Origin of the sequence: Bacillus sp. AFS073361 (assembly GCF_002567005.1) — a bacterium.
Classification (GTDB): Bacteria; Bacillota; Bacilli; order Bacillales; family Cytobacillaceae; genus Neobacillus.
In genome coordinates, this window is sequence record NZ_NUZU01000003.1 from 75,923 (window position 1) to 89,294 (window position 13,372).

General features: G+C 40.7%; 16 protein-coding genes. All 16 read right to left on the reverse strand.

What is annotated here, in order from left to right:
• Positions 1 to 40 precede the first annotated feature (40 nt).
• Complete coding sequence (locus tag COJ96_RS01770; protein ID WP_098571286.1) at positions 41 to 301, reverse strand: EutN/CcmL family microcompartment protein; 261 nt, start codon at positions 299 to 301, stop codon at positions 41 to 43.
• Entirely contained in the window at positions 301 to 576 is a 276-nt protein-coding gene (locus tag COJ96_RS01775; protein WP_026567441.1) for a BMC domain-containing protein, read from the reverse strand. Before COJ96_RS01775 ends, COJ96_RS01770 begins: the two co-directional genes overlap by 1 nt.
• Positions 577 to 864: a EutN/CcmL family microcompartment protein gene (locus tag COJ96_RS01780; protein ID WP_098571287.1), complete on the reverse strand. Its 288-nt coding sequence runs from the start codon at positions 862 to 864 to the stop codon at positions 577 to 579. It abuts the gene before it with no gap.
• Between the two features lie 91 nt (positions 865 to 955).
• Positions 956 to 1,414, reverse strand: coding sequence for a ribose 5-phosphate isomerase B (gene rpiB, locus COJ96_RS01785; protein WP_098571288.1), 459 nt, complete (start codon positions 1,412 to 1,414; stop codon positions 956 to 958).
• Complete coding sequence (gene tpiA / locus COJ96_RS01790; RefSeq protein ID WP_098571289.1) at positions 1,411 to 2,250, reverse strand: triose-phosphate isomerase; 840 nt, start codon at positions 2,248 to 2,250, stop codon at positions 1,411 to 1,413. The genes rpiB and tpiA overlap by 4 nt, the downstream gene beginning before the upstream one ends.
• An 11-nt stretch (positions 2,251 to 2,261) precedes the next feature.
• The gene (locus COJ96_RS01795; RefSeq protein WP_098571329.1) at positions 2,262 to 2,540 is read right to left on the reverse strand and encodes a BMC domain-containing protein; all 279 of its coding nucleotides are present in this window, start codon (positions 2,538 to 2,540) and stop codon (positions 2,262 to 2,264) included.
• A gap of 113 nt (positions 2,541 to 2,653) precedes the next feature.
• Complete coding sequence (locus tag COJ96_RS01800) at positions 2,654 to 4,087, reverse strand: aldehyde dehydrogenase family protein (RefSeq protein ID WP_098571290.1); 1,434 nt, start codon at positions 4,085 to 4,087, stop codon at positions 2,654 to 2,656.
• A 2-nt stretch (positions 4,088 to 4,089) separates the two neighbouring features.
• A complete protein-coding gene (locus tag COJ96_RS01805; protein ID WP_098571291.1) occupies positions 4,090 to 4,389 on the reverse strand; it encodes a EutN/CcmL family microcompartment protein in 300 nt (99 codons plus the stop codon).
• Complete coding sequence (locus COJ96_RS01810; RefSeq protein ID WP_098571292.1) at positions 4,386 to 5,138, reverse strand: hypothetical protein; 753 nt, start codon at positions 5,136 to 5,138, stop codon at positions 4,386 to 4,388. Before COJ96_RS01810 ends, COJ96_RS01805 begins: the two co-directional genes overlap by 4 nt.
• Positions 5,138 to 5,797, reverse strand: a complete 660-nt coding sequence (gene pduL / locus COJ96_RS01815) for a phosphate propanoyltransferase (RefSeq protein WP_098571293.1) — start codon at positions 5,795 to 5,797, stop codon at positions 5,138 to 5,140. The genes COJ96_RS01810 and pduL overlap by 1 nt, the downstream gene beginning before the upstream one ends.
• Positions 5,790 to 6,752, reverse strand: coding sequence for a DNA-binding transcriptional repressor DeoR (locus tag COJ96_RS01820; RefSeq protein WP_098571294.1), 963 nt, complete (start codon positions 6,750 to 6,752; stop codon positions 5,790 to 5,792). The genes pduL and COJ96_RS01820 overlap by 8 nt, the downstream gene beginning before the upstream one ends.
• 322 nt (positions 6,753 to 7,074) lie before the next feature.
• The gene (locus COJ96_RS01825) at positions 7,075 to 8,430 is read right to left on the reverse strand and encodes an aspartate aminotransferase family protein (protein ID WP_098571330.1); all 1,356 of its coding nucleotides are present in this window, start codon (positions 8,428 to 8,430) and stop codon (positions 7,075 to 7,077) included.
• A gap of 227 nt (positions 8,431 to 8,657) precedes the next feature.
• Positions 8,658 to 10,289, reverse strand: coding sequence for a PucR family transcriptional regulator (locus COJ96_RS01830; RefSeq protein WP_098571295.1), 1,632 nt, complete (start codon positions 10,287 to 10,289; stop codon positions 8,658 to 8,660).
• A gap of 123 nt (positions 10,290 to 10,412) precedes the next feature.
• Entirely contained in the window at positions 10,413 to 10,628 is a 216-nt protein-coding gene (locus COJ96_RS01835) for a hypothetical protein (protein WP_098571296.1), read from the reverse strand.
• Positions 10,629 to 10,642: 14 nt separating this feature from the next.
• Positions 10,643 to 12,061, reverse strand: a complete 1,419-nt coding sequence (gene hydA / locus COJ96_RS01840; RefSeq protein ID WP_098571297.1) for a dihydropyrimidinase — start codon at positions 12,059 to 12,061, stop codon at positions 10,643 to 10,645.
• Positions 12,062 to 12,082: 21 nt separating this feature from the next.
• Complete coding sequence (preA, locus tag COJ96_RS01845) at positions 12,083 to 13,369, reverse strand: NAD-dependent dihydropyrimidine dehydrogenase subunit PreA (RefSeq protein WP_098571298.1); 1,287 nt, start codon at positions 13,367 to 13,369, stop codon at positions 12,083 to 12,085.
• Positions 13,370 to 13,372: the final 3 nt, after the last annotated feature.

A 13,372-nucleotide genomic window follows, 5' to 3' on the forward strand; every position in this document is an offset into this window, starting at 1 on the left:
CTACTAAAGCTTCAATTTGCATCGTGCTCACCCCACATTATTATAATCGATCAACAATTCCGGCAATGACAGCATCAAAAGAACCATTAGGGTCTTCTAAAATGTCTCTTGCCGATCCACCTTCTTCTAGAATCAAGACATAATCGCCAACCCCTGCTGAAAAACGATCGAAGGCAATCATGGCATCCCCAAATTCCTTACCTGATGCGTCCACAGGGATAACTACCATGAGCTTTTTATTTTGATGACTTGGTGTTTTAATCGTTGATACGACATTTCCAACCACTTTTGCTAGTTTCATTATTTTGCAACAGGAAGAATTTTCTCGATGTCTGAATGTGGTCTTGGAATCACGTGAACAGATAAGAATTCGCCAACACGCTGTGCTGCATCCGCACCTGCTTCAGTTGCTGCCTTAACCGCACCAACGTCGCCGCGAACCATCACACACACTAATCCTCCGCCTACATTTACTTTACCTAGTAAAGTCACATTTGCTGCTTTTGTCATGGCGTCTGCTGCTTCAATTGCTCCTACTAAACCTTTAGTTTCGATCATTCCTAATGCGTTGCTCATTTATATTTCCTCCATTCGATTAGTCACATTATAGTAGTCGATAATTCCTAAGATTCCAGCATCTGATGGAACCAACTCTTTATTAAGCGGTAAGGATGATTCCCTGCTTTTTGCTAAGTAAACAAGATCTCCTTCTCCTGATTGTCCAATCGTATCTATAGCCACAAGTGGTTTACCTTTATCCTTCAATTGCTGATCTACTGGTTGGACAATCAGGAGCTTTAAACCTATTAAATTCTCATTTTTATGTGTACAGACCATATTTCCTATCACTTTGGCTACAAACATTTTTCAAACCTGCCTTTTTTCTATATAACTCTGAGTTAAACACTCCTATTTTTCTCTCTAAACTGTATATCAGCGAATCTCAGATTTAGTACTAATTCCGCCCCAGAAAACGACTTTCGATTTCCATAATCTTCGTCACACGACGATCATGACGGCCGCCGGCAAACTCCGTTTCCAACCATGTCTTTACTAATTGTTTGGCAAGGCCTTCACCAATAAATTGACCGCCGATTGATAAAACGTTCGCATTATTATGCTCCTTACTGTTAATCACAGAAGATAAGTCCCAGCAAACTGCACCGCGGACACCAGGTATTTTATTCAATACCATTCCGCTTCCAATGCCTACACTATCAATCATAATACCAACATAGTTATCATTCGTTGCTACCGTCTCGCCAACAAGAAAAGCGATATCTGGATAATCAACAGATTCATTTGCTTTACAGCCATAATCTAAATATTCGTAACCTAATTCAGTTAAATAGGCCTTTAACTTTTCTTTTAGTTCGTATCCACCATGGTCGCAGCCGATCGCAACTTTTTTCATGAATTTTGTTCTCCTTTGGCAAATGCATTGATAATCACATCAAAAACATGAGCGTTTAAGCTCGCGCCGCCAACCAATACACCATCAATATCTGGCATCGCACTGTATTCTGCAGCGTTCCTCTCATTCGCAGACCCGCCATATAAAATCGAAATACCCTCCGCTTTTTGACCCATTAATTGTCTTAAAATAGAACGAATGTACGCGTGTGTTTCTTGAGCCAGTTCAGCTGTTGCTGATTGCCCTGTTCCAATCGCCCAGACAGGTTCATAAGCAAGAATAAAATGGGCTGTATCAATATCCTTCAACGCACCGATAATTTGCTTGGATAAAACCTGTTCTGTTTGCATAGCACTCTTTTGACCTAACGTTTCTCCGATACAGATGATTGGAGTAAGACCAGACTTGAGCGCTTGCTGAACCTTTTTGTTCACTAACTCGTCATCTTCAAAAGAATATTGTCTTCTTTCTGAGTGGCCAATAATGACATATTCGCAGCCCACATCCGTCAGCATACTGCCTGATGTTTCCCCAGTATAAGCCCCTTTGTCGGCCCAGTGAACATTTTGACCGCCCAATCCTATCGGTTTTCCAGATTGTTTGATAAATAATTGAGTCGGATATAGAAGTTGGGTTGGTGGACAGATAACCACTGACACATCATGACTGCTGTTTATTTTTTGAAAAAATTCAGCGGTCTCATTAAGGTCTTTGTTCATTTTCCAATTAGCAATCACATAAGTTTGCCGATCACATTGGAGCTCTAAGCCGCCTAGATTTTGACCAATAACATCTCTGACAAGATTTTTAATATAGCTTTCAATGGATTGTTCCATTTCCATTCACCTTATTCTGATTTAGGTAAAATACCTTCTACATCACCGTTAGGACGTGGTATTACGTGTACTGATAGAAGATTCCCTACGCGTTGGGCAGCTTCTGCACCAGCTTCAGTGGCGGCTTTTACTGCACCTACATCTCCACGGACCATAACAGTCACGATTCCTGCGCCCACTAATTCTCTGCCTACCAAGGTAACGTTTGCAGCTTTAACCATCGCATCTGCTGCTTCAATCGCACCTACTAAACCTTTTGTTTCAATCATACCTAAAGCTTCTTGACCCATTTTAACTCCTCCTCTAGTAATCTCTAATTTTGATTTTTCTTGATTTTTCAGTTGCTCTTCTTGTGAAGTGACTGTTTTATCTTCTTTTGCTTTCGCCATATCCTAACACCTCACTATATGATTCTTAATCCATCTACTAAAACGCAGCGGCGCTGGCGAGTAAATGTTTTTGCACTGGTTAATCCTTCACCTGTTGGTCCGGCAATGGTTAGTGTGGTAAAGCCTTCACTTTCAAAGCCCAAGCCCGAAACTGATGGCCCATTTTTCACAAAAATCGTTGCTTGAATTTCTTGTGCCATCTTAGTTAGATTCGTAATATTTTGCGAATGCATTATTGCTGTGTGCCGGTTGCCTTTCTCTGCAATAACAGCCAGTTCGATCGCTCGATCCACATCGGTCACTCTGACAATCGGTAAGATTGGCATTAACATTTCTGTCATTACCAATGGGTGATCCTTAGTGGTTTCAGCGATTATTAACTTAACATTTGGGCTTGCCTGAATGCCCGCTGCATGTAAAATCACCGCTGCGTCTTTACCAATGAAGTCTCTGTTTGGATAAAACTTATCATTCTTCTTTACAAGTACTTTCTCAAGCAGTTTTTCAAATTGAAACCCTCTAAGTTCAATTGCTCCGTTTTTGACCATTTCTGCTTTTAGGGAATTAGCTGCCTTATCAACAACGAACACTTCTTTCTCTGCGGTGCATAATACGTTGTTATCAAAGCTGGCACCTTTCACAATATCAACAGCGGCCTTGGAGATAATAGCAGTCTCATCAACAACTACAGGTGGATTTCCTGGTCCAGCGGCAATGACTTTTTTACCAAGTGCCATCGCTGCTTTTACAACGGGTCCTCCTCCAGTTACCACGAGCGCGTTCACCTGCGGATGATTCATGACTTGAGCTGAAGTTTCAAGATTAGGAGCTGCCACAGATGTGAGCGTATTTTCAGGTCCACCTGCTGCGATAATTGCTTGGTTTAATAGCTGAAGTGTTTGAATGGAAACACGTTTCGCACTAGGATGCGGGTTATAAACCACTGTATTTCCAGCAGCTATTAACGAAATGGAATTATTGATAACTGTCGCTGCTGGATTGGTTGAAGGTGTGATGGATCCAAATACGCCAATTGGTGCATACTCAACAAGTGTCAACCCATCATCACCCGAAAAAGCTGTGCTAACTAAATCTTCAATTCCAGGTGTTTTATTCGTCGCCAGGAGAATTTTCGCAACTTTATCTTCCACTCTGCCTAAACCTGTTTCCTCAACAGCAAGCTTTGCTAACTCTTCGGCATGCTCCCGGCTCACGGCTCGCATATTCTCAATCATTTTTTCTCTGATGGAAATGGGCAGTTTGCGAAGCTTTTCCCAGGCCAGTCTAGCTGCAGCCGCTGCTTCATCAACCGTTGAAAACACGCCATTGCCTAACTTGACATCATTTTGTGATGTGACAGTTTCAGCGGGGAATGTTGATGAATTCTGCCCTAGTTGACTGAGGACCTGTTCGACCATTTTTTTGATATCGGTTTCATTTAATTGCAAGGTTAGTTACCTCCTTTATTAAAGGTTAAGGCCCCTTGAATTTCAATTTGATCAACAATACCGACGATTGCTGCATCAACAGGGACACCGTTTGTTATCTCTGTTTGTCTTGCCGAACTTCCGCTGACAAGTAAGACGACTTCTCCCACACCAGAGCCAACGGTATCAATGGCAACAAGCGGTTTTCCATCTTCTTCAATGCTCTTCAAATCAAGCGGCTGAACGATCATTAGTTTTTTTCCTTTTAATTTTTCCGCTTTTGTAGTTGATACAATGGAACCAACCACTTTACAAATGATCATAATGTCCCTCCTTTCGAGGAATCAATCGGCTTAAATTGAATCTTTAATTCCTTAGCCAGATCTATTGCTGAAGGTGTGACCCGGCTTTTTTGCGGAATCTCAATTTCCTTGAGTCCCTCCTGAAAAGCTCTTTCTACATGTTTTGCTAGAACGAGAGATTGCTTATCAAGGTAGGCTGCATATTGCTCGTCAACTGTATTAACCAATTTACTGAGCGGTACCCACTTGACCTGATCCATTTGGATTCTCCTTATGTAGGACTGTATCCGTTCCTGGACAGTTTGCGGGGCATGGATTTGTTGGTACACATTTGGTTCCACACCATTATTGGCGATGACAATCGGTTTACCTTTTAATTGATATTGGATAGCCACCCACGCTGCTGTCTCGTCATCCACCGTTAAGGCTAGTTTTGAAAGCAATCCGTACGATGCTTGAGGAATTACGAGAACGGAAGATTGATCAATCAGTGTTCCCAAATCCTCATCTGACATCTCCTCTAACAGCACACAAGAAAGCCCTTTCATTTTTTCTTGTAAAGGAAGCCATTCCTTTGTAATTAGCCACGTTACGTTATATGTATCTACCAGCTGGGTAACCGCTTCCAAAACAGTTATTGGATCGGAAGAATGATAACCTAATAGGATTGTAATTGGAGTATCCTTTTTAGGGTCCATTTTCTCTTTTAAGTAGGCTTCCACTACCTGCTGGACAAGCAGTTTAACCTGCGTTTTAACATCCACCAGCATTACTCCCCACCCACTTGTTTCGGAGTTTGGATGGAAATAATCTCACCCATTTGTCCATTTTTGATTCCAGCTGCATTGGCTTCATCCAGGTCAATATGCATTTCAAGCTTGAATTTAGGAGAAGTGCGAATTAAAACATTTGAAAAAATGATCCCGCGGACTCCATCCACTTTTACTTGAACAAGGTCCCCATCCTGAACGCCAAATGTTTCAGCATCACTCGTGTGCATATGAATGTGGCGAGCGGCAGAGATCAAGCCTTCACGAATGGTAATTTGCCCCCGTGGTCCTTGTATGGTAATTGATTCTGATCCGTTAATATCCCCAGAATTACGAATCGGCGGCTTGACTCCCAAGGTAAATCCATCAAATAATGATACTTCTACCTGTGTAATCCCCCTAGCAGGTCCGAGGACACGAACACTATGTATTCTCCCTTTCGGACCGATAAGGGTGACCGTTTCCTTTGCTGCAAATTGGCTGGGCTGTGACAAATCTTTTAACTTCGTTAATTGGTAGCCGTGTCCAAACAAACGCTCAACATGTTCAGGGGATAAATGGATATGCCGGTTAGATGCTGCAATGGGAACTGTCTTAGATTTCATAAGGGAGTTTTTGACAACCTCTTTGACGATCTCCCTAATTTTTTCTTTATTCATTTAGGTGCTCACCCCCAAAATCGAGTAATGCCCTGGCAGTATACTCATCGGTAATGAGGACATTGGCATGACGACCTTTTAACGCCCCATAGATGCCTTCGACTTTTTTGTTACCGCCTGCAATGAGGATACCATATTCTTTTTCCGCTAAATGTGAGAGTTCGATACCAATGGTTCGATCGTTCAATGTTTGATGACTAATATGGCCATTGATATCAATAAATCGAGAACAGATGTCACCGACAGTATAATTTTCCCTTAGTATTTCAATGTCACTGTCTAAAAAATATCCCGCATGCATAAGTGTTGATTGTTCACCAGGATCCCCAACAGTAAAAATGGCAATATTGGCTTGTTTGCCTAATTCCAATATTCTTTTAACATGTCGGTCTGCTATGATTGCCTGTTTGACCACAATGTGGTCTACGACGGCAGGTACCTGCAGAAAATGTGGAATTGTCTGAAATGCATGAGCAAGACCATTAACGATTTCTGATGCATAGGTATTGGATTCTGAGTAACTCACCCCTCCATTTAGCTGGACAATTGTTACATCCTTTACATTCTTAGGTTGAATTTGTTTCACTAGTTGATATAAAGTTGTCCCCCAGGTAATCCCAATTGTATCGCCGCTTTGGACAATCTTATATAAATAATCTGCGGAAACCTCCCCCAGTTTCACTTTGATCAGTTCATCCTTAAATTCGGGAATCGATGCGACAATGCAATCCTTTAATTGAAACTTTTCCTTGATCTGCATAGCCAATTCCTGAACGTCTTCAGCGGGATCGCATATTTTTATATGGACTACTCCTTCTTCAACAGCTTGAACTAGAAGCCTAGATACGGTGGGGCGGGAAATACCCAACTTTTTCGCAATTTCCTGTTGGCTGTAGTCTAATTGATAATACATCCTAGCCACTTCCACCAGGCGTGAAATCCTTTCATCCGCCATCTTTTATTCACCTAATTTTCAATGTTATTAAACTCATTTTTCACAAAAAGTAAACGGTTACAACGTTTTGTAAAAAAGAAATTAACATTTGTTCAATCTGAATATCTAAGTTATGAAATTATGTAAAATCAAATTGAACATTTGTTAATTTAATTATAACCGACGTAAATCATCTGTCAATCATTCTATCAAAAGATTTCGACATTTAATTACTAGATTCTTTATATCCTTAGATACTTTTTAACCTATTACATTTCTCCTCATGAAAAAAAGAACCCATGTATGTACACAATTGTATATACATGGGTTCTCATTTTTTTAGTTAACGTATCTTCTGGAGGGATTCGGTAAGTGTTTTCACAAGGAAAGTTAGATCCACCTGTTTGATTGTTAATGGCGGGGCAAGTGTTAACACATTATTGTATCCAGCTACGGTTGCGCCGTTCTTTCCAATGATAATCCCTTCCTGCTTACAGTTGGCAATGACTTTATTGACAAGGTCATTAGAAAGTGGTTCCTTGGTCCGCTTATCCTTCACTAGTTCAATTCCAATTAACAGCCCTTTTCCACGAATGTCCCCTACATATGGATGATCTTGTAAAAGATTCCTTAAATCGTTTAATAGCTGAGCCCCTAAATCTCGAGAACGATCAAATAATTTTTCAGTTTCCATAATCTCGAGATTTTTTAAAGCGAGCGCACATGCCGCTGGATTCCCCCCAAATGTATTGACGTGACGGAAGTAATCATATTCTTCTGTACCTTTAAATGCTTCGTATATGTCTTTGCGGACCGCTGTTGCAGAAAGAGGCAAATAGGCACTTGTGATCCCTTTTGCCATTGTGATGATATCGGGTTTCACGCCATAGTTCATATACCCGAAAGGCTTACCTGTACGGCCAAACCCGCAAATAACCTCATCAACTATGAGCAGCGCCCCGTGTTTTTCACATACTTCTTTTGCGGCTTTCATATAGCCATCCGGCGGAATGAGGACACCTCCGCCCGTAATAATCGGTTCCATAATCATTGCGGCTATCGTTTCACTTAACTCCCATGTCATCGTCCGATCGATTTCTTTTACCGAGGATAGTTCATTTGGATCGTTGACATTTATATCATCCCGGTAGGAATCAGGTGGTGAGACATGGATAAATCCTGGTGCAAGCGGTTCGTACTTGTACTTTCGCTGTGCCTGGCCGGTCGCTGCGAGTGCCCCCATCGAATTTCCATGATAAGCACGATAGCGGGAAACGATTTTGTAACGGCTTTGTTCACCCTTTTGCTGGTGGTACTGCCTTACGATTTTAAAGGCCGCTTCATTTGCCTCAGAACCGCTGTTAGAGAAAAAGATAACATACTCATCGCCTAACATTTGGTTCAACTTTTCAGCGAGTTTTATGGCTGGAACATGGCTTTGTGAAAGTGGAAAATAGGCCATTTCCTTCAGCTGTTCATAGGCTGCCTCAGCTAATTCGGTCCTTCCATAACCAATATTCACACACCAAAGGCCGGCCATCGCATCTAAATACCGTTTTCCATCAGCATCAGTTACCCATGAGCCCTCTGCCTTTGCTGCAACTAATGTCGCTTTGGGATTATAAGGTTTCATGGAGTGCCAGACATACTTTTCATCCTGTTCCAACAAAGTTTCTTGTGAACGACTCGTTTGAACCATCTTTTTCCCTCCATTACTTGTACTTTTTAATTCTTTAAAACAGACGTATCCCATTTTGATGCATTCATATATATAGATAAACCTCCTAATTTTTATCTCTTTTTATAAAATTTTCTAATAATATAAACCTTCTAAACTCATTTTCTCGTATCCAAAGCATACATTCATTAGACACAATGTGAAATGAGGCAGAGTATTTCTTTGACGATATGAGCAACTATCAGCCATTATTCCAATATTTGATATTTAGGATATTTTATACTGGATGGGGAAGATGCTAAATAGTCTTGGACCAGCAGCATAAATTCAATGGCAACTCGTTTTTCATGTTCCATAAAGTCTTCACCGAGAATGCTTTCAAGCTTTTGCAAGCGATGATAAAGTGTCTGCCTGACTATAAAAAGCTTGCTCGCCGCCTCCTGTTTTGAGCCATTGCACTCTAAATAAACCTTTAATGTCTCTAACAACTTGCCATTATATTTCTGATCATATTGAATCACTGGCTGTAAATACTCTGCAGCAAACTCTTGTAGATTGATATGTTTACTCATTTGCGAGATCAACCGATATAAATGCAAATCTTCATAAAAATAATAGTCAGCTTTATTAGACATCTTTTGCTGAATTCGCTGAGTTTCTTTTGCTGTTTGATAACTTTTATGTATTTCATTTAAATTTCCGATAAAACTTCCAGCAGCAATCATTATTTTCGCTGAACATTGTTTTCTAATAAACTCTGATTCAAGTATGGATTCGATTGCTGTTTTCATTCGTTCCTTTACATTCTTCTTGGTCCGGTTGTTTACCAGTATGAACGTTATTTCATTTCTTTTTTCAACAGAAAACACCGTGAAACCATTTTGTTCCAGGACCGAACGAAATAATAGTTTTAAATACGTTACATCTTGAGTAATTTTCTCTTTGAGGGGAATAAGCCTAGTAATTAAGACTACAGCTTCATTGGTTTTTGTTTTGACCCGATTTTGCGCAAAATATTCACTAATGCTTTCGGGGGAATGTTCACCTTCAAGCCAGCCATACAACCACTCAAACTCCTCGACACGCTTTTTTTCTTCAACATACATATCTCGTAATAAATGCTGTGCCAGCGCTGTAGCAGTCCGATCTAAAATCAATACATCGTATTCAGTGATTGGTAGATTTTTAGAATAAATAAATAACTCCGCACATTCTTGCCCAAATAAGAAAATAGGTTGGGAGGCAATGTTATCACATGGGTCTGTTTTATATGTCTTGAGCTGGTGAATGACTGTTTTTTGTTCGAGTAGATTGATGTCTGGAATAAATTCATAATCCTCATTTTTCAAACGAAAAATAACTTGTAAATCCAGAGAAGAATACAAACATTTTAGTATATCTTCATAACTTTCAATCGTTAACAGTCGTTTATTTAGGCTTTGGGAGTAATTTTCCAAATCAGATATCTTTTGGTATTGCTGATTAATAATCAGCGAGTGAATATCTTGAGTGATTTGTACAAACGGAACTTCCTTTGAAAAAACGATGATGGGGAAATTATGCTCATTAGCAACTTGTATGACCTCCGCAGGAATCTCTGTGATGTAAGTTCCCATTTCAATACATAATCCTGCAGCTTGGTTATCAAGAAACTCTTTTACCATCGAAACAAATAAGTTCGTATTCTCCCTCCAAGCAATCCCTGTTGAAAGAATAAGTTCATTTCCATTAAGAAGATTACGAATACTCGTGGCCTCGACAACATGAACCCATTTGACAAATCGTTTAATACCTTTTTCTCCCGCAATAACGTGGGATTGTTCAAAGTTCTTTCGCTTTAAGATATCTGCCACTGTTAAATGGAAATGGTCTTTAATCATTTGGTTCTCCTTAGAAAATATCATCAAAAATATTGGTTTAAAAAGGATTGGCCTTGCAACCAATCCTTTCATTTATTTCTAATGAATGATAGGGAAGTATACCTTTATTTCTCTAGGCATGGACTAGCTGGTGTGGTTTTGCTTTAATAATAGACTAGTAAAATACTTACGGGCATTTGCTGTTCCAATCTTAAGTATTTCGGTTATATTTCCGTTTGGGTGGACAAATTCAACGGTGGCCCCGTTTAGATGTTCATTTACACCACTGATCTGATACCCCTTTTGGATAAGAAAATCAATTTTATCTCTTTCATCTAAAAATTGCTGATAATCTGACATCCAAGCTCCCCCTATTAGATTGATAGTGTTTCGCTTTGGTTGACAAGTGCATTTTTATTATATTTGGCTCGCTTCAAATATTGGCCCGAACCTGGTTTACCTACAAACTGCTTGTCACGGACAACAAATTCCCCACGGGACAATACGGAAACTGGTTCACCAGTGATCTTCATTCCTTCGAATGCGTTATAATCCACAGCCATATGGTGGGTTTCAGCCGAAATTACTCGTTCGATATTCGGATCAAAAATCACAAGGTCTGCATCTGCCCCAACGGCGATTGTCCCTTTTTTCGGGAATAAACCAAATAGCTTCGCACTTCTAGTGGAAGTAATATCGACAAATTGATTTAGACTAATCCGTCCTTTTTTCACTCCCTCAGAGAATAAAACCGACAAACGATCCTCAATAATCGGGCCTCCATTCGGAATTTTAGTAAAATCATCTCTTCCTAAATCTTTCTGCCCTTTAAAATCAAAGGAGCACTGATCGGAGCCGAGAGTTTGCAGTTGACCGCTCTTCAAAGCATTCCATAAAACATCTTGATTCCACTTTTCTCGAAGCGGCGGAGACCAAACATATTTTGCTCCTTCGAAATTCGGTTTCTCTAAGTAGCTTTGATCAAGGACTAAATATTGCGGGCACGTTTCCCCCCAAACATCAAACCCTTTGCTGCGTGCTTTAGCAATTTGTTCTACTGCATCCGCACAGGAGACATGGACCACATATAGCTGTGAGTTAGCAAGCCCCGTGAAATTTGCGGCACGTCCAGTCGCTTCCCCCTCTAATTCTGGAGGTCTTGTTAAAGCATGGTAAATTGGCGCAGTATTCCCTTCATCAAGGGCTTTCTTGGTTAAGTAATCAATGACATCTCCGTTTTCTGCATGGACCATCACCAAGGCACCGTGTTCTTTTGCGGAAATAAGTGTTTTAAACAAGGTTTCATCATCTGCTTGGAATACATTTTTGTATGCCATAAATACCTTAAAGGAAGTAATACCTTCTTCATTAATTACCTGTGGAAGTTCACCCAGGACATCTTCATTGATTTCTGAAATCATTAAATGGAACCCATAATCAATGACAGCTTTCTCTTTCGATTTATCATGCCAGGTTTGAATAGAATTTTTCAGGGGCTCACCCTTGTTGGTTAAGCAAAAATCAATAACCGTTGTCGTACCCCCGAAGGCAGCTGCAATCGTGCCTGACTCAAAATCATCCTTTGTTACCGTTCCGCCAAAAGGCATGTCGAGGTGAGTGTGTGGATCAATCCCGCCCGGAAAAACAAAACAGCCCTTTGCGTCAATAACTTCCGCACCGATCGCTGATAAATTCGAGCCGATTTGGGTGATCTTGCCGTCCTCGATTAATATTTCTCCTTGATATGTGTCAGCAGCGGTAACAATCGTGCCATTTTTGATTATTTTTTTCATCGATAATTCCCTCCGTATCATTTATTTGATAATATCTGCTTTAAATTGGGCTACGCCGCTTAAGGCAGCTTGACGTTCATTCCAAGTCATTGGTGCTAATTCCCTCGTGGCCTCCACCATGTCAATGGCTCCATCAACTGGACAAACAATCGAGCATAAATTACAGCCGACGCAATCTTCTTCACGCACCTTGAGGTAACTCTTTCCATTTTCGTCTGTCAGCATATCGATACATTGGTGCGAAGTATCTTCACAGGCAATGTGGCATTTATTGCAATTAATACAAACATCCTTATTGATTTGAGCAACGATATTGTAGTTTAAATCCAAATTGCCCCAATCAGAGAATCTAGGAACGGATTTCCCAATGATATCAGAAACCGAAGCAATCCCTTTGCTATCGAGGTAATGGCTAAGACCTTCAATCATGTCCTCGACAATGCGGAAACCATGGTGCATAGCGGCTGTACAAACTTGTACACCAGTTGCACCCATCAACATAAACTCAACGGCATCCTTCCAGTTAGAAATCCCCCCAATCCCTGAAATTGGAACGTTAATTCGTGGATGTCTTGCACATTCTGCCACCATATTCAAAGCAATTGGCTTTACTGCAGGTCCACAATAACCGCCGTGTGCTCCTTTTCCGGCAACATGGGGAATGGTATTCCATGAATCAAGGTCGACCCCCATCAAGCTATTAATCGTATTAATCATAGAAATCGCATCAGCACCACCATTACAAGCCGCTTCGGCCGTCGCTGTTATATCGGTAATATTTGGCGTTAATTTTACAATAACAGGTGTCTTAGCTACTTCCTTCGCCCAATAGGTTTGCCTTTCAACTAAGGCTGGTACCTGACCGGAAGCAGAACCCATGCCACGCTCAGCCATCCCGTGTGGACATCCGAAATTTAACTCAAGCCCATCTACCCCGACATCCTCAACACGTTTAACAATCTCATGCCACTTTTCTTGCTTCGGTTCCACCATGAGTGAGGCAATAATGGCATGGTTTGGAAATCTCTTTTTCGTTTCATAGATTTCTTTTAAATTAACATCTAATGGTCTGTCAGTTATTAGTTCAATATTATTAAAGCCTGCCACTCTTTGTCCGTTAAAACTTACAGCAGCAAACCTTGAAGATACATTCAGAATAGGATCACCCAGCGTTTTCCAAACTGCCCCACCCCACCCTGCTTCAAAGGCTCTCTGTACTTGATAGCCAGAGTTGGTCGGCGGTGCTGACGCAAGCCAGAACGGGTTCGGAGATTTAATCCCTGCAAGATTAGTACGTAAATCAGCCATTTA